Genomic DNA, 15914 nt, shown 5'->3' with positions numbered 1-15914 from the left:
CGGTACAGTTGTACGTCGGTATTCTTTCGGCGATGCTGGTGTTCGGCGTACTCGCCAGACCCCTGGTCGAGACGCTCGCACCCGGACTCTCCGTCATCGGTATCCGGGTCGTCGTCAACTGGCTGTTCGTCGCACTCGTCGTCGGCCTGGTCGCCTGGCTGGGCTGGTGGCAGAAGGTCCGGCTGACTACACCGATAGCGTCCGGGGGTCGCCGGTATCTCCTCGTGTTGGCCGCCCTGTTGCTCGTCCCGCTGGGAGTAACCCTTGCGCTCACGCCGGCGCCCTTCGCGGTCCCGGAGTTCACGATCCTTGATGGACAGTCCCTCTCGACGGCCGGTGTCGTTGTACTTGTCGTCGTCGGGTTCGCTCTCGGCGCGGCCGTCTCAGAGGAGCTCCTATACCGGGGTGTCGTCCTCCGGAGTTTCGAGTCGCGAGGCCGGATTCTCGCCGCCCTCGCGGCCAGTTTCCTCTTCGGCGTCTCCCACCTCTCGCTGCTCGCGGTGGGCGTACCACTGAGTGAAGTGCTGCTCGTCGGCGTGTTGAGCGCCGCCTCGGGGATCGGGCTCGCGGCAATCGCGTTCAGACTGGGGACGCTGTGGCCGCTGGTCGGATGGCACTTCCTCCAGAATTCCTTTCCGGCGTTCCTTACCGCCGAGGCGATGGCGGTGTTCGTTCCCGTCAACATCGTCGTCGTCCTCGGGGTCGCCATTCTCGGGACGTGGCTCCTCTGGACTGATCGCAACCTCAGGGTCGTTGACGATGGAATGCTGGCCAATACAGCCACACGGCCCGCTGGGAGCAGGACGAGGCCATGAATCGCCGCAGCTTCCTCGGCGCCGTGGCGGGAACCACGGCTGCCGGGTCACTCGTGGCGCTGGCTGGCTGCGTCGGCTCGGAGGACGGCATCGGCGACCTCACGGTGATCGTTACCAACGAGGAGGAGGTCACGCACACAGTCGCAGTGACCGTCACGAACCAGGCCGGTGACGTCGTCGAATCGCTCGCCGGCGAGGACATCGAACCGGGCATCGGGCGGACGTTCACCAGTGTAGGGTATCCCGACGACACCTATCAGGTCGCGGTTGAAGACGACAGGGAAGACCGCCCCACCTGGAAGCAGGTCACGCGGTGGTCGAACTTGGCGGAGTGTCCCTCGTTAGTGTTCGAACTCCGGCTAACCAATCGGGACGGCGTGAGGAATGTGGTCCCATCGAAACGGTGTGAGTCGTCATGAACGTGCGTCGGATTCTGAAGACGGCACATCCCCGAGGGTTCGTCTGGAACGCCACCGAAGGCCGACTCCGGATGCCGCTACGCATCCTCGCCGGACTCGCCCTCTGGGCTCCTCGGAATCATACTGTCCGGTCTCTTGGGAACGGTCGTTACGGGACGGTCACCCCTCTTCGAACTCCGAGGGACCCCCTTTGGCAATATCGCCGTAATCCAACCGTCGCTGCCGACTCGAACGGTCCCGTTTTTGATGATACGGTTGTCTTCATCGACGGTAACGATTGTTCCGTTGTGAAGCACGAGGGAATCCATGGGTTGCTCGATCCTGTAATCTACTGAGTGGCGGAACCACAACTAATCATACAACCAACGGTATTTTATTATTATTCGCTGGTCACGGGGTTACGACGAGCTTCCCCACGTACCCGCCGGCAAGTATCTCGTGGTGGGCCCGAGCCGTATCCTCGAACGCGTACGTGTCGGCGACGACAGGCGCCAAGACGTCCTGTCTCATCAAGCGGGCGAGCCGTTCCAGCACCGGTCGTCGGGTCGGATGGTTATCCATCTTGAGCGGCTGGATGGTCACTTCTTTGTTGTAGAGTGGCCGCCCGTTCGTCTCAGGGATGTGGCCCATCGTGCTGATGACCGTCCCGCCATCGGTGACGACCGATAGATCGAGGTCGAGATACTCCTCGAGCCGATGGTCGAGGACCGTGTCGACACCGGCACCGTCGGTCGCAGCGAGAATGTCTTCAGCGAGCGAGTCACTCTCGTAATCGAACGCCACAGTCGCGCCGAGTTCCTGAAGCCGGGCCCGAGCCTCCTCCGATCCAGCCGTCGTGATAACCTCGGCCCCGCTGTGTGCAGCAATCTGGACTGCGGCGTGGCCGACACCGCCGGAGCCGCCATGGATAAGGACCCGATCACCGGCCTGGATGCCGGCGAGGTTCTCCAGTGCCATCCAGGCAGTAGCACCGACGTTACCGATGGCACCACCGGCCGTCCACGACACATCTTCTGGCAGACGCGCCAGTTTCTCCGCCGGGATTGCGGCGTACTCGGCGAAGGTGCCGCCCTCGGCACGATCCATGCCGGATGCGAAGACTCGGTCACCGGGTTCGAACGCCTCGACATCCTCGCCGACCGCCGCAACGACCCCTGCACCGTCACCGCCGGGAATCGACGGGAGCGGAAGCTCGCCGTACTGACCGGAACGGAACATCACGTCGACGCGATTGACACTGGCCGCCCGCATTTCGACCAAGACTTCGTCGTGGTCGGGCGTCGGCCGGTCGACCTCATCGACCTGGAGCACGTCTGCACTGCCGTAGTCGTGGTAGCGAACGGCTCTCATGATTGGGTCACCTCAGACAGGTGGGTTACCGCGATGGTACTCGCCAGAGCGGTGCGCCCTCGCATGTCGTTCGTGGTTTGGTTCATCGCCATCACATCTAACGCATGGGAGGCATCTCCAGTAGCGGTTCTGTGGATGATACTCTAGGGGTTTATGTTGGAGATGGACAGCAGCAGATGGCCCCATGGGGTGAATAGAGGGGTCATATCTACAGAGGCGCTCAGTGGAGGGAGTGAATTTTAGCCGTGACGGCGTGTCATACAGAACATCGTCAACAGCTATGAAACACATCCGGATCACGGTCTGTCCAGATCTCGACCGTGCACCCCCGTTCCTGCGGTACCTGTTGGATGCAGAGGCTCACGACGAAGCACGGGCTATCGACTGGAACCGCGGCGACTCGGAACTCTCGACCCATATATATGCGATCGCCGGCGATGGAAGCCGGTTCGCTGAATTAGCACGGGAGACGACTGGTGTCGAATCGGTCGAACTCTCGGCCGCCGAGGCTCGGGTATCGTACGCACTCATCGAACTACGTGACGCGGAGCTCCCGATATTCGGAGGATCCGCAACCGCGATCGACCGGACTGGAATGGTTGTTCGACGACCACTCGTCTACCGTGATGGCCGTATACACGGTCATATTGTCGGGGACCCGGCGACACTGCAGTCGACGGTTGATAGCCTCCCAGAGAGTGTTTCCGTCCAGATTGACGCAATTCAGCAGTTCCCAAGTGCCGACGTGAACCCGGCAACGACGCTGAGCGACCGACAACAGGAGGCGCTCCGAGTCGCCGTTGAGTTGGGATACTACGATACGCCGCGCGAAGCTACCCACGCCGACATCGCCGAAGAGTTAGGCTGTGCGCCAAACACGGCAAGCAACCATCTCCAGAAAGGCGAGGCAAAACTCGTCAGAGCCGGACTGGCCACGTTCTCGTCATCGCTGTGACGAACTGTCCGGCACTTGAATAGCACACTCTGTAGTGCCGACAAGTAGCCAAGGAGGGGGCGAATAGGAGGCAACACTCTCGGCAAGAAAGTCTGGGGGAACGTCTGTCAGCACTGTGATTCTTACCAAGGAAATCATTTCATCCAGCAAGAGGCACTGGAGATTGACCCTCCACTGGTAGACTGTCCACATTGTGGGGATGAACACGAATGGAGCCCGGACCAAGGGATGGGTGGGCATTCGGACAGGGATGGGTCTCATGTCCAGAATATGGTGAAATACCGGTTGGTGACCCACGGGAAGAGTGATGTATCTCTTAGTTCCATACAGGACCAGATCAGTAGTATTTCAAAACTCGAATGAGTAAATTGCGACATGTACGATCTCACTGGCTTTCAGCGCGATCTGCTGTACGTAGTTGCCGGACTTGACGACCCCCACGGGCTCGCGATCAAAGACGAGCTCGAGGACTACTAAGAAAAGGAAATCCATCATGGTCGGCTCTATCCCAACCTCGACACGCTCGTTGAGAAGGGACTCATCGAAAAAAGTCAGCGGGACCGACGGACCAACGAGTACAGCACTACTCGCCGGGGCACTAGAGAGATCGAAGCTCGGACTGAATGGGAAGCCGGGTATATTGACCACGACGGGTGATCGAACCGCTGCGTTCGAGGACTGTTCGACTCTAGTATTTCACGCTCTTCTCGCGTGAGCTCCACTTAGCATCACCAGACATCGTAGAAAGAGTATTTTAGATTAATATTATGGTTAAGATTAACTCGTGTCGCTTCAATTGCCGGACTCTACTATTTTTCAATGGAGTGTCCAAAGATGGAATCGAGAATCTGTTCGAGAAGGGTATCAGCCGGGCAGTAGCTCAGACAGGCAACGGACAGTTTCCTAGGTCTCGTCGATGACGACTCCGATGACGAGTAGTACCGCATTAGCCACATCTGAGTATAGCCTCACAGCTGACAGAGCGATCGCTCGATGTTGCCGTCATGGATGCTATCTGTTTCTTTGCTCTTGTTAGGTTTCACCCTAACGCTTATCGGAACAGAGTGCATCGACACGTGTGTGGATGAGCGATGATGTCACCGTACTTGAAGACGAGATTGAAGCCTACGCCGACGGCACCGTTGCGCGGATACGCGTGCTTTCGGTCCCGACCTCAGACCGGTTCGAGGACGGGATCAAGTACGCCTACCACTACGGCGAAGCCGGTGCAGATGATCCGATCATCCGGTTCGACAACCACCACGGCGTCCACGAACTCCACCTCGGCGGTGAGACCTTCGAGATCGACTACCCCGGCCTTGCGGAGATCTTCCGCGCCTGGCGGGCGGCGCTCCCAGAAGAGAAGCGCGACGACTGGTAGCCCGTTCAACTACGGTGACTGACGTACAGACCCGCGACCAATCACAACCGACCATCTCACGCCCCACCACCCATGACCCAGACACTCCACGTTCAGATCAAGTCCGCCGACCGTAGTGACCTCGAAGAGCGTCTCGAAGCGATCGACGCTGGCGAGGACGTTGACCCCAGTGAGCCGACGCTGTCGATCGAGAACCTCGAAACGTTCGGTCGCGTTTTCCGCTCGACCAACCTCGAGCTCTTGGAGGCGATCGTCGAACACGAGCCGGAGAGCATCCGCGAGCTCGCACGCCTCGTTGACCGGAACCCGCCAGAGGTCCTCGAGAACGTGAACGAGCTGGCCGACTACGGCCTCGTCGAACTCGAGGAAAATGGCCGAGCAAAGCGCCCAGTTGTGTGGTACGACGAGATCAACGCGGACCTCCCGCTCACGACTAAGTCCGGACAGGGCCCGAAGGCGAACGCCTGACTCTACGGAGAAACACGAGGGGTGACGACATCGATCCCGAGGAGCCGCGACCTGACGGACACTACCACGTCGATCGGGACGCAGAGTGGTACTACGTCGACGACGACCTCGCGGGGACGGTCGCCCTCGGGCCAGCGACCGACGGTGAGCCCGGTGACGACTGGGTCCTCACGCTCTCGGCTGCGACGCCGGACGGGGATCCCGACCCGGCCGAGCGTGTCGCTGTTCGCCTCACGCCGTGGTGACGCCGATGCGCTCCATCCCGTCTTCGAGCTGGCCGACGGCCTCCGTTGCGGACCGAGAGCGATCCTCGACGGCGTGGAGTTCTTCGACGGCGCGCCGCGTCGCCGACCGGCCCTCGTCGCTGAGTTCGGTCGCCCGCTCGGAGGACGACGGCCGCAAGCCCGGCGACCAGCAGGCCTGGACGTCGGAACAGCGCCACGCCCTCACCCGCCACGTCGACGAACGGGCCCGCGCCGCCGTCGAGGCGTACACGACACTCCCACAGGGTACTGACCGCCTCAACAAGCAGCGAGCGCGCTACGCGGCACTAAAGACGGCTCGTGACCGGGCTCTGGTGTTCGTCCTCGCGTACACCGCCGTCCGCGTCGGCGAACTCCTCCGGGACCCCAATGACCCGCGCCGGCACGGCGTCCGCTGGGAGGACCTCTCACTTGACGACGGGAGTATGGACGTCTATCGGAAAAAACAGCAATGGGACGCCGCGAGTCTCCCCGACCCGGTGCTCTCGCCGCTGCGGAGCTACCGCCAGCTGATGGACCGGCCGACGGACCGGTGGCCAGTGTTTCCGACGTTCGACCAACGGACGCTTGCGGAGCTCGTTCGGGAAGAGCTAGCCGAACGAGGGGAACGCCCAGAAGCAATTACTGAACACCGTGAAGAATATACTCGCGACCTGCTGCTGGCGCTTGATGAGAATATTCAGCCGCCGTCGATCACGACTGACGGCGCTAGGTCGATTCTCCAGCGGCTCTCGGAATCTGCAGAAATTGACATCGACCATCCGAAACACGACTATCTCGCTCCGCACGGTGGTCGACGCGGGATGGGTGAGGTCCTCGTCCGTGCGTTCGGGTACACGGTGGCGGCCCGGTATCTCGATAACTCCGAAGAGATGGTACGAGAGCGCTGCTCACACATCGAAGCCGGCGAACTCGGTGACGCTGCAACCGAAGCTCTAAATCAGATCGACGGATAAGCGGCCGTCCAACGCCTGAGAACGCCATCTCAGGAGTATCTGGTGGGAACGAGGAATGGAACTTATTGTTGCGGTCTCTCCTTGGTTTGGCTTTGCAGAAATGGATTCGATACCATCGAAACCACTCGCCGAACTGAGGGTGTTCATCGGCAAAACGGGTCAAACGGTCGTCGACTTCGAAACCGATCGCGGGAAGGTTGCGAAATTCGGCGATTAAGAGCGTAGACATCTTTTTCCATCAAGAATGGGCCTACGAGTGCGAATACCGTTGTACGTCCGGAACTACATGGTTAAGAATCCAACATTCAAAAATCTATCAGCGCGAGGTCACCCCTGGAAGTTTTATCAACTCACGGAAGAGGGTCTGGAGTTCTTGGAGGAGCACAACCTGCTCGCAGCGGAGTAGACGCTCGAGCAGATCTACGACACCATCTCTGACAAACCCGAGAAAATGGTCAAGTACGACAACGCGCCCCGCCCCGACGACGTCTAACGGCCCGTTCTATTCCCGAATAGTTTGCTATTCGTACTCTTTAGCCCGTGACGGGATGATTAACCAACAAATCTATGCCAATACGCGCTCTGTTGGTTAACACGAGGCGACCGCTGATGTCTTACGAGCCACCGACGCCACCGGCGGAACTCCCGACAGATATCGTCAACACACTCAACGGCTACTCGCCGGACCAACTCCAGCACGTCGCACGCTACGCCCAGGAGCTGGCAGACCACAAAGCTCGCGAAGCCCGCCTTGAGGAGGAGTCGGATGACGACGAGATCGACGAGCGGCCGGACGATCTTCCGGACGACGTCCCGTCGAAGGCCACGATCACGATCAAGGAGATCAACGACAACCGCTACTACTACTGGCAGTGGAGAGAGGGGGACAAAGTCACGTCCAAATATAAAGAGCCAGTCAATCCGGACGAATGAGAGGCCAATACGTCCAATTATAGAGTTCCCATACCCCGTGTGCGATTTGATTTTGGTGCACTTGGAAAAGTGATGACCACACACCCCTCATCCAGAGTGAAAACAGTGGGACGAGAAAAAATTTTAGATTAGATTAAGCCGTTAATAGTCGATAGAGCCGTTTTTACCTGAATTGAGGCGCTAAGGCCCCTTCCTCAACGAGCGAGCGGAGCGAGCGAGTAGGGAGCGGATACAGCGCCGCACGAGTAGTAAACACGTTCGATGCTCGGCCCACAGGCCCACCGTCATCTGCATGTTGAAATATGGTGTAAACACAGGTGATGGATAGACACGAAATCGAAGGTCACGAAGTCATAGACGGGACGGCTAAAGCTACTGGTAACAGCGCTCACGTCCTCGTCCCAAAGGGTTGGCGTGGTGCGGACGTGAAAGTTGTCCGGACCACCGAACCCGACGAGTAACACCACTCGATGAACTACAACTACAGGTATCGGCTCCGACCGTCCGACGTGATTGAAGAGCAGCTAGCGTGGACTGTCGATACCTGTAGGCAGGTCTACAACCACTTCCTTCACCGACTCAACCGAGCAGACGACATGTCGGCATACTCCGAACAGAAACTCCTGCCGAGTCTCAAAAAGTGGTGGAACGACCTGAAACAAGTCCACTCGAAAGTTCTTCAGAAAGTCGTTCAACGGCTGTACGACAACCTCTCGACGCTACGCGGACGCAAAGAGAACGGCTACCGCGTCGGGACGCTCAAGTGGAAAGCGCCGGGCGAGTACCGCAGTTTCACCTACAGTCAATCCGGCTTCAAGCTCAAGAACACGGGCGGTCGGACCCGACTGTGGCTCTCGAAACTCGGAGAAATCCAACTCACTTTCCACCGCGACCTCCCCGACGACGCCGAAATCAAGACCGTCACGGTCAAACAGGAACCGACCGGCAAGTGGTACGCTATCCTCGGCGTCGAAACCCCGGACGACCCACCTGCGAAACCGGAGACTCCCGATCGGTGCGTCGGTATCGACGTGGGGATTCTCAAGTACGCCCACGACACCGACGGGACCGTCGTCAAATCGCTTGACCTGTCTGACGAACGCGAGCGGTTGGAACGCGCACAGCGTGACCTCTCACGGAAACAGCACGGGTCTGCGAATTGGGAGAAACAGCGTCGAGTTGTGGCCGAACGACACGCCGACCTGAAGCACAAGCGGCGAGACTTCCTCCACAAGCTCTCGAACTACTACGCCACCGAGTACGACTTTGTAGCGGTCGAGAACTTGGACACGAAGGGATTGGTCGAACTACCGGGCAACTCGCGGAACCGGGCAGGTGCGGCGTGGGGGACATTCCTCTCGTTGCTCGAATACAAGTGCGAACGCGAAGGCACGCACTTCGTGGCCGTCAACCCAAGAGGGACGACGAAAGAGTGTGCGTCCTGCGGCGTTTCGACAGAGAAGCCGCTGTGGGTGCGCGAACAGTCCTGTCCGGCGTGTGGGTTCGAGGCGGATAGAGACGCGAACGCGGCGTGGAACATTCTTTCTCGCGGCCTCGAAGACGTAGGAGTGGGATACTCCGAATCAGCGCCTGTGGAGACTGCGCTCCCTGTAGATACATCTGTGTCTGCAAAGCGCGTCGTAGAAACAGGAAGCCCCACCCTCAAGCGCGAGCCGTCAGGCGAGCGGTAGGGTGGGGTAGTTCACGCACGAACAGTCGAACAGAGTTCCACAGTTGAAGCATCTTTTTCTATTTGAGACAGACCACACCCCTGATCACGAGTGTATCCGCTGATAGATTCTCACCACACACACCGTGTACAAATTGTAAATATGCCGTATTCCGACGACAGAGTGCTACTAAGCTGATTTTGTATTTTGGAAGAGACCTACAATCCGTAGGATAGCACAGCCTTAGCGGGGGACACCGTGTGAGAGATGAGCTGAGTAACAAGTCGAGTGAAAACAGCCCATGGGAAATGAAATTCGAACGATGACATCAGAAAAGCCGGAGACTGAACCAATATTCACATCAATGCCGGGAAGACGGTCGACCCTGAATTTACACTTCGATGACGGAGGGGGGAGCAGCTAGTTTTGATCACAGATACGTAGATATATTTGAGGGGCACCGATTCTGCGTTACACATCGATAGGAGGGTGTATCCGAATGCGATTTCCTGAACACATCGATAGAGGGGTGTCCACAAGAACTACTTCTCATGAACACGTTGACCGGTATTCTGATCTAGCGGTTTGATGTCGTTCGCTTAACTCAGCAAGACTGGATGGGCCGGATTACCGCCTAATATTTATTTTCCCGAATATATTCGTTTTGGCGGGTTTAACAGCGAATTACATATCGATAGAGGGGTGTATACGGGGACTAATAGAAACGCAATAATTGGCCTCAGATAGGTGACTCAAATAAGAATTGTGGCCCGATAACAGACAGCCAATACACATCGATAGAGGGGTGTATACGAGACCAAATGGAAAGGTAGCATTGTAAGGAAATGTCAACTGAAATGATAAAGAACGTGGCTTGGTAGCAAACACATCGAACACATCGATAGAGGGGTGTGCGGAAACTAATGGAAACTACTCATTAGGGGGGAGGCGGCCAGATACACAGAGACGGCCCTCTAAAAGAGCGCGGAGCGGACAGCTAACTACAATATGGCTGGAATCTCTACTACGTCTGGTTACGGATCTGCGCTTTGACGACAGAGGTGACCTCATCCTCAGAAATCGCTTCAATACGCGAGTCCTCTCGAAGGGTTTCAAGAATCGTCTCTGGCCGTTCTCCAAACTGGAACTCGAGAAACATCCCGGAGCTGGGGCCGTGACTCCGCCGCTCGAAGTCGACCAGCGAATACGTCGTGAGCTCTTTCATCTTATTCACATACGTTTCCTGGTGGTACTGATCGGCGTCAATAGCGTCGGTCAGATACTGATACACACGATAGCCAGTTGTACTCCTAGCGGTCCCGCCGTCAGTGTGGGAAGCAACCGCCGCAGTGGCGTACAGACAGAGCTTCTTCTGTGTGCTAATGCCGCGAACGACCTCCAACACCCGATTCTTTTCGACCTTTTCTTGTGCGGTACGGACGTGCTTTTCGCGCACGCGGGTGTCGCCTTCACGTTCAGCTAATTCGCCGGCGACCCGCATGAGATCGATCGCCTTTCTGGCGTCACCATGCGTCTGTGCTGCGAATGCCGCTGCGAGTGGGATCACGTCGTCGTCGACAACGTCGTCATGGAACGCGTCCTGACGGCGTCGAAGAATTGCTTGGAGTTGGTTCGCGTCGTAATCGTCGAAATGGACGTCTTCAGGAGTTAACGAACTGACAGCGCGACTCCCAACAGACTCCATCATCTTCGTGTCGTTTGAGATCGCAACGACCGAAATGTATGCGTTCAACTCATCGTTTGCCCCAGCTCGGGAGAGCTGATACAGCAGTCGTGAAAACGCGGGCTCTTGTTTGTCTCGCCGTCCGACGAGCATATCCAGTTCATCGAGGACAAACACAACAGAGTCGAAGTGCTCGTTGACGATCCGATAGAGCTCATCCCACTTCTCTTTCGTCGCCACGCCGTGTTTAGGCACCTCGATAGGGACACCTGCAGCATCGGCAGCCTGCTGAACGAGTTCATACACGGCGATACCAAGCGTATCCAAATCCTGGCAGTTCACTTCAATAGTGCCAAACCGGATGTCGCGGCTTTCACAGATACGGCTGATGTTATGGCAAACAGCTTTTGTGATGAGGGATTTGCCTGTCCCGGACGGTCCGTAGAGAAATAGATTGGGGGGGCGGTTGTCACCGAGCGCAACGCGAAGCATCTTGGTGACTTCTTGGAGTTGCTCGTCACGACCCACGATGCGGTCCTCTTCGACAACGTAATTCGGATCGAGTAGCGCTCGGTCCCGAATCAGCCCGTCCTGATCGTCGAACTCGAGGAGCATGTCCTCGATCGACTGTGATGACTCCTCGGAGTCAGCCTCGTCTTCAGATTGTGAGTTACCATTTGTGACGTGAGAGGATGAAGACTGTCGCGAAGGATCAGACTGCGACGCATTCGACAGCTCAGCTTGAGCCGTCAACTCGTCCTCCGACGGTCCCCGGGTATCTGCGGGATCATCGGAGTCGTCAGTACCCATATGCCAATTGATACCCGCCTCTATCAAAAAGGTTCCCCCACCTCTATCGAAGTGTGATTAGCCGTGTGAAACCCGTGATGCCGGATTAACCGCTTGATAATCATGATAATGGGTTAACTGGCGGTAGCCGGTGACGATGTGTTCGTGAGTACACGGTCGAAGACACACACCCCTCTATCGATGTGTTTTGCACAAGAGTCCAGAGGGATATCTGCGTTACGTCAGGTCAATCTACCGGTGATCGGTAGAAACCACACGCTTAACATCCTCTTGAACGGGTTTGGACGATAGAATAGTAGGATAGAAAACGTTGTCTGATAAACCACAGAACACAAAGGGCGCAACACATCGAACACATCGATAGAGGGGTGTGTGTGTATCGTGTTAGTAGTAAAAGAAGAAGAAGAGAAGAAGACGATTTCAGCTACGGATAGAGAACTGTTAATAGAGGCTATCCCGCTCATACGACTTCGTGGCGCCGTCAAGTGGCAGTTCCTCGACGCAAGATCTAGGTTTATCCCCCACCCCGTGAATACATCGAACACATCGATAGAGGGGTGTGTGTCTCGACGTTCGACGAGTAGACAGTCGCGTTCGTTGGGATCGCACCGATGCCTGCGACCAAGCGGTGAATGCGGCACTGACGGATCGCCTCTTCCCGCCTATCTCATGGCTCCCACGACAGAACGTGAACACATCGATAGAGGGGTGTCTCTTCGATCACGGGCTCCATACAATCGAGACAAAGTGTGTCAATCCGAAATCCCTTGCAATCATATTTAACCAACAAAATTCTTTCATCCGCAAGCGTGTTGGTTAAGACTGAGTCATGTTCGCGAACGCATTTAGTTACGGCACCTAGTTTGGGTGTGGATAGGAGTACCGGCTGGTTGGCACAGGCCGGTGTCTACCTGTATGATCTCACCTACGGATTCTAACCGCAGGCTGAGGTGGTAGACTGCAAACCTTGACATCCTCCCCGCGCTGAAGCGCGAGCATTCCTTCGTGGGGCGTCGGGCCGTTCCGTCAGCCCCCGAAGGCAACTTCCCCTCCCGCTGGAGGGTACCGAGTTCGTGCGCTACACGTCGGCCCTCGAAACGAGGGTATGGTGTATTCAACGTCCGAGAGGGACGCGGTATCCGCTTGTGCCGTACCCGATACCGCTTGACCGAAGCGTCCGAATACCTGGCAACCACCCACGGTTGGAACGTGGACGGACACGGGTCGTGCCATCGACCGTACTCCGCCGACGAAGGCGGAGTGCAACCGCGAACGGGGCGTGTTTTGATGTGCTGTCGCCCCCTCGTGTGCGCGGTCGTTGCCGACCGTCCCCAGTGACGGGTAGGGTTACTGTGAGGACGGCGGACGAACCTTAACCACGTACTCCCCACCGGGTTTGCCGGTGGTGGGCGTGGAACCGTCCGTATCAGCGGGAAGCAACCCCGTGTCTTCCGATTGAGAGTTTACGCGATTGGCTTGCCGCACGGCACGACGCCGGGCTACTTGATAATGTCGGTTGTTGAGGGTTTGTCGGATTCATCCCCGCGCTAAAGCACGGGGCTTTCTCCTCGATTTTCCGTAATATCCCCACCTCGGGATTCCTCCGCCTGAAGAGGAGGACGATGTCAATGCCAGCCGAGTTGATGAAGCCGTTCGGTTACCACTCGTTGAAGCTGATCTCTATTCTTTGAATATATTCTCCTCCGGAACAGTTTGTCGCTAAATGTAATATATTAAACACTGAAGAACCCATCAACTCAGAAAATATCTAAAATTATTCGAGATAAACAGACCGAATGAAGAATATAATTCGGTTTTAAATAACTAGTGGTAGTTCAGTGTAGAACATCTATGATTCACGGCAGGACTGGCGATCGATGGCCGTATCGAACTTTGATCGATCGGGGCAAAACGAGAACCTCCTAGTCACAGAATCGAATAACGAGTTCGCGAGTTCGGAGCGCGTAGACGGTCATCTCTCGCCCTTTTTTCGAGTACCACGTCTGGGTGGGCTCGATGAGGTCCCCATCGACGAGGCGGTCGAGATGATAGCAGGTGTTCTGAAGCGATGTCCCGACTGCCGTGGCGATCTCCGAGGCCGGCTTGGGCTCTTCCTCAATCGTGGCAACGATCGCTCGCGCCGTCGTTGAGGAGAGCAGCTCCCAGACAGCTGCGGACTCGTCTCCGGTGACAGAGAGTCGTACTTGATCTTCCGGTACGTGTTCGACCGGCGGCTGTCGTGGTAACGCACTATTCATTGTCTCGTGTCAGATCGCCATTGTCCATTGGCTTGGATGGTCGTGAGGAACACCATTCGCATAAAACCGACCTAGCGCTTCTTGACCGGAGACGGTGTCTGGTCTCATCATGGTTTGCTGCGGTCACCGTCGTTCCTCGGTCGTTAACCGTACCGTGACCGACACCGTGCCCGATTCGACTGTCACGTGGAGTCGGTCCATCCGTATTTGGTACGTTTCACAGTGGTGTCCGTCGGGGTCGACGTACAGTTCGGTCGCGACAAGCCCGGCCGCTTCGAGGCGGTCAAGCCGGCGGTAGACCGTCGCCCGCGACGCCTCGCAAGCGTCTATCAGGTCTCGTCCACGCTTGGGACCCCGACAGAGTGCTTCCAGTATATTCTGCGTGTGTTCGTTGTCTAATAGCTCGAGTAGTACCGGGGCCGAATCGGCCGTCCGCGGCCCTTCGGAACCATCCCCAGACGTACTGTCACCGTCCGGTGATGATTCGGTCGCCAAATCGGCAGTCGTTGCCATCGTATCACTTCATTATCGCTCTCTCCCCTATCCCTGCTGGCTACGTGTACTACCACCGACCACCAGACGGGGCTATTCAGATAGATGTGTGATGCATTATCAACGATCTGCAGCAATTCCATGTTTAAAAGAATGAGCGGCTCCAGTCACGTGACTAAACGCGAGATGTCGAGCGAAAAACAGGAGCCGAAGCTCCGGTGACAGTGACAGATCGGGTGCTTGTACGTCGTCAAGCCAGGTTCGGAACCGGGCCGAGAGCTTTCGGCGACGCTGTTCGTACGACGAAAGCGCCTCCGTCATCGTTCCGGACGCGTCCGTGATCGCCGCTGCGAGCGACCATGACGTTTCGATATCCGTGCTGGGACCGAGATGCGTTCCGGGGAGGGCTGTTCGCGCGGCCGGCCCAATAAGCCCGATCTGTCCGGTCGATACGGATGTCGGAGCCGCGAGCCGTACCCGGCGGTACTCGAACCCGCCGTTTTTGAGCACACGTCTGAGGTCAGCCGGCGGCGAACTGAGGTGACTAAACCGATCGGCGATAGCGTCGGCTGATACGGCCGCGCGAGCGGGAGTCTCTGCCGTCGTAACGAACCGCAGGGAGGTGCTGTCACCAGTTGGAGTCGAGAATGTTGCCGCCGAGGGACCCCACGATTCGGTCGCTCTCGACGTCGTTTCGAATTGGTGACATTCCCACGTGTGGACGCGTCCGTCGGGTTCCGCCGTTTGATCGGCGCTGAGAGACTGGTCCGCCGTCACTGCGACGTCGAACGACTCTGTCCCTTCGTGATCGAACGTCGCTTGGACTCCCGATGCGGCCGACTCGAGTGCCGTCACGGCTCTGTTGGTCTCTCGAACACGGCCACGGACGGCTTGCTCTAACAGGGCCCGCAGTTGATCTCGTTTAATTGCGACCAATGCGATCTCGGTCGACCCGTCCGCCTCCCACGACTTCTCGCTGCTTGTCCGATCGAGTTCCGTCACCGGCGTGCCACACCGCTCCACCGACTGCCGCAGCCCCAACTGGTCGAGGACACGCAACCCGGGCTCCCAAATGACGGTCACACGCGGCGGTGATCGGTCGCTCGGGGACGGAGCGAGCAGCGGATCGAACCCGGCTCGGTCGAGCAGTCCTGCCGTCACGAGCGCTGAAAAGCCGGTGTCGGCTATCAGTATCTCCTTCTCCCGGTCGCGGTGTGTTCCCGAGACGCCGTTGTCATACTGCCGCGATACGACGGGCGGTGCTCGTGTCGACCGTTCCTCACCGGCGTTCATTGCCGGTCACGCAGGGATCCGGGCGTCCGATCGCTTGGACCGATACAACACACAGACCGTCTGGACGACAGCATATAACAACCGATGGACGGTGGTCTCCCTAAATCGGCAACCGCTGTTTCTGTGTATGAGAGGAAGGCGGGTAATATGAATAGCCCTGTTACTCC

Annotated in this window: 14 protein-coding genes and 2 pseudogenes; 11 read left to right on the top strand and 5 right to left on the bottom strand. The window is 57.5% G+C overall.

The annotated features are described in order from the left end of the window. Window positions 1-38: 38 nt before the first annotated feature. Together DJ75_RS10800 and DJ75_RS10795 are read left to right on the top strand one after the other, a co-directional pair. The gene (locus tag DJ75_RS10800) at window positions 39-815 is read left to right on the top strand and encodes a CPBP family intramembrane glutamic endopeptidase (RefSeq protein WP_176451441.1); all 777 of its coding nucleotides are present in this window, start codon (window positions 39-41) and stop codon (window positions 813-815) included. Then, window positions 812-1234 (top strand): twin-arginine translocation signal domain-containing protein, encoded by a 423-nt coding sequence (locus DJ75_RS10795; protein ID WP_094524457.1) that lies wholly within the window; start codon window positions 812-814, stop codon window positions 1232-1234. The genes DJ75_RS10800 and DJ75_RS10795 overlap by 4 nt, the downstream gene beginning before the upstream one ends. A gap of 390 nt (window positions 1235-1624) precedes the next feature. Here the strand turns inward: DJ75_RS10795 and DJ75_RS10790 are convergent, their stop codons facing one another. Then, window positions 1625-2584 (bottom strand): NADPH:quinone reductase, encoded by a 960-nt coding sequence (locus DJ75_RS10790; RefSeq protein ID WP_094524456.1) that lies wholly within the window; start codon window positions 2582-2584, stop codon window positions 1625-1627. 280 nt (window positions 2585-2864) lie between these two features. On the opposite strand from DJ75_RS10790, the gene DJ75_RS18875 reads away from it, so the two are divergent. The 9 genes and pseudogenes from DJ75_RS18875 (at window position 2865) to DJ75_RS10740 (ending at window position 9231) form a co-directional block, all read left to right on the top strand. Next, entirely contained in the window at window positions 2865-3539 is a 675-nt protein-coding gene (locus tag DJ75_RS18875; RefSeq protein ID WP_198948036.1) for a helix-turn-helix domain-containing protein, read from the top strand. A gap of 375 nt (window positions 3540-3914) precedes the next feature. Then, window positions 3915-4196: pseudogene (locus DJ75_RS10775) on the top strand (helix-turn-helix transcriptional regulator). Between the two features lie 427 nt (window positions 4197-4623). Further along, the gene (locus tag DJ75_RS10770) at window positions 4624-4920 is read left to right on the top strand and encodes a DUF6516 family protein (RefSeq protein ID WP_094524455.1); all 297 of its coding nucleotides are present in this window, start codon (window positions 4624-4626) and stop codon (window positions 4918-4920) included. 72 nt (window positions 4921-4992) lie between these two features. Then, complete coding sequence (locus tag DJ75_RS10765) at window positions 4993-5388, top strand: hypothetical protein (RefSeq protein ID WP_094524454.1); 396 nt, start codon at window positions 4993-4995, stop codon at window positions 5386-5388. Window positions 5389-5638: 250 nt separating this feature from the next. Continuing rightward, window positions 5639-6607, top strand: a complete 969-nt coding sequence (locus DJ75_RS10755) for a site-specific integrase (RefSeq protein ID WP_241881458.1) — start codon at window positions 5639-5641, stop codon at window positions 6605-6607. Between the two features lie 322 nt (window positions 6608-6929). Beyond that, a pseudogene (locus tag DJ75_RS19130) lies at window positions 6930-7100 on the top strand (PadR family transcriptional regulator); the annotation flags it as partial. Between the two features lie 116 nt (window positions 7101-7216). Beyond that, window positions 7217-7540, top strand: coding sequence for a hypothetical protein (locus tag DJ75_RS10745; protein WP_094524453.1), 324 nt, complete (start codon window positions 7217-7219; stop codon window positions 7538-7540). Between the two features lie 320 nt (window positions 7541-7860). Further along, window positions 7861-8001: a DUF2080 family transposase-associated protein gene (locus DJ75_RS18255; RefSeq protein ID WP_141212017.1), complete on the top strand. Its 141-nt coding sequence runs from the start codon at window positions 7861-7863 to the stop codon at window positions 7999-8001. A 9-nt stretch (window positions 8002-8010) separates the two neighbouring features. Continuing rightward, window positions 8011-9231, top strand: a complete 1221-nt coding sequence (locus DJ75_RS10740; RefSeq protein WP_094524452.1) for an RNA-guided endonuclease TnpB family protein — start codon at window positions 8011-8013, stop codon at window positions 9229-9231. A 1003-nt stretch (window positions 9232-10234) separates the two neighbouring features. Here DJ75_RS10740 and DJ75_RS10735 read toward each other — a convergent pair. From DJ75_RS10735 to DJ75_RS10720, 4 genes are all read right to left on the bottom strand, one after another. Beyond that, window positions 10235-11704 carry an orc1/cdc6 family replication initiation protein gene (locus tag DJ75_RS10735; protein WP_170938201.1) on the bottom strand — a complete coding sequence of 490 codons (1470 nt, stop codon included), beginning with the start codon at window positions 11702-11704 and terminating at the stop codon, window positions 10235-10237. A gap of 1922 nt (window positions 11705-13626) precedes the next feature. Continuing rightward, window positions 13627-13962: a winged helix-turn-helix domain-containing protein gene (locus tag DJ75_RS10730; protein ID WP_094524451.1), complete on the bottom strand. Its 336-nt coding sequence runs from the start codon at window positions 13960-13962 to the stop codon at window positions 13627-13629. 123 nt (window positions 13963-14085) lie between these two features. Next, complete coding sequence (locus DJ75_RS10725) at window positions 14086-14475, bottom strand: winged helix-turn-helix domain-containing protein (RefSeq protein ID WP_094524450.1); 390 nt, start codon at window positions 14473-14475, stop codon at window positions 14086-14088. 99 nt (window positions 14476-14574) lie between these two features. Continuing rightward, window positions 14575-15747 (bottom strand): NAD(P)/FAD-dependent oxidoreductase, encoded by a 1173-nt coding sequence (locus DJ75_RS10720; protein ID WP_094524449.1) that lies wholly within the window; start codon window positions 15745-15747, stop codon window positions 14575-14577. Window positions 15748-15914: the final 167 nt, after the last annotated feature.

The sequence above is a fragment of the Halorubrum sp. Eb13 genome, assembly GCF_002252895.1.
Classification (GTDB): Archaea; Halobacteriota; Halobacteria; order Halobacteriales; family Haloferacaceae; genus Halorubrum.
This window is presented reverse-complemented; position numbering and strand designations above follow the sequence as displayed.

Bases quoted from the DNA above. Each gene is read 5' to 3' on its own strand.
- DJ75_RS10795 (WP_094524457.1), top strand. From the start codon at position 812: ATGAATCGCCGCAGCTTCCTCGGCGCCGTGGCGGGAACCACGGCTGCC.
- DJ75_RS10790 (WP_094524456.1), bottom strand. From the start codon at position 2,584: ATGAGAGCCGTTCGCTACCACGACTACGGCAGTGCAGACGTGCTCCAG.
- DJ75_RS18875 (WP_198948036.1), top strand. From the start codon at position 2,865: ATGAAACACATCCGGATCACGGTCTGTCCAGATCTCGACCGTGCACCC.
- DJ75_RS10770 (WP_094524455.1), top strand. From the start codon at position 4,624: ATGAGCGATGATGTCACCGTACTTGAAGACGAGATTGAAGCCTACGCC.
- DJ75_RS10765 (WP_094524454.1), top strand. From the start codon at position 4,993: ATGACCCAGACACTCCACGTTCAGATCAAGTCCGCCGACCGTAGTGAC.
- DJ75_RS10755 (WP_241881458.1), top strand. From the start codon at position 5,639: ATGCGCTCCATCCCGTCTTCGAGCTGGCCGACGGCCTCCGTTGCGGAC.
- DJ75_RS10745 (WP_094524453.1), top strand. From the start codon at position 7,217: ATGTCTTACGAGCCACCGACGCCACCGGCGGAACTCCCGACAGATATC.
- DJ75_RS18255 (WP_141212017.1), top strand. From the start codon at position 7,861: ATGGATAGACACGAAATCGAAGGTCACGAAGTCATAGACGGGACGGCT.
- DJ75_RS10740 (WP_094524452.1), top strand. From the start codon at position 8,011: ATGAACTACAACTACAGGTATCGGCTCCGACCGTCCGACGTGATTGAA.
- DJ75_RS10735 (WP_170938201.1), bottom strand. From the start codon at position 11,704: ATGGGTACTGACGACTCCGATGATCCCGCAGATACCCGGGGACCGTCG.
- DJ75_RS10730 (WP_094524451.1), bottom strand. From the start codon at position 13,962: ATGAATAGTGCGTTACCACGACAGCCGCCGGTCGAACACGTACCGGAA.
- DJ75_RS10725 (WP_094524450.1), bottom strand. From the start codon at position 14,475: ATGGCAACGACTGCCGATTTGGCGACCGAATCATCACCGGACGGTGAC.
- DJ75_RS10720 (WP_094524449.1), bottom strand. From the start codon at position 15,747: ATGAACGCCGGTGAGGAACGGTCGACACGAGCACCGCCCGTCGTATCG.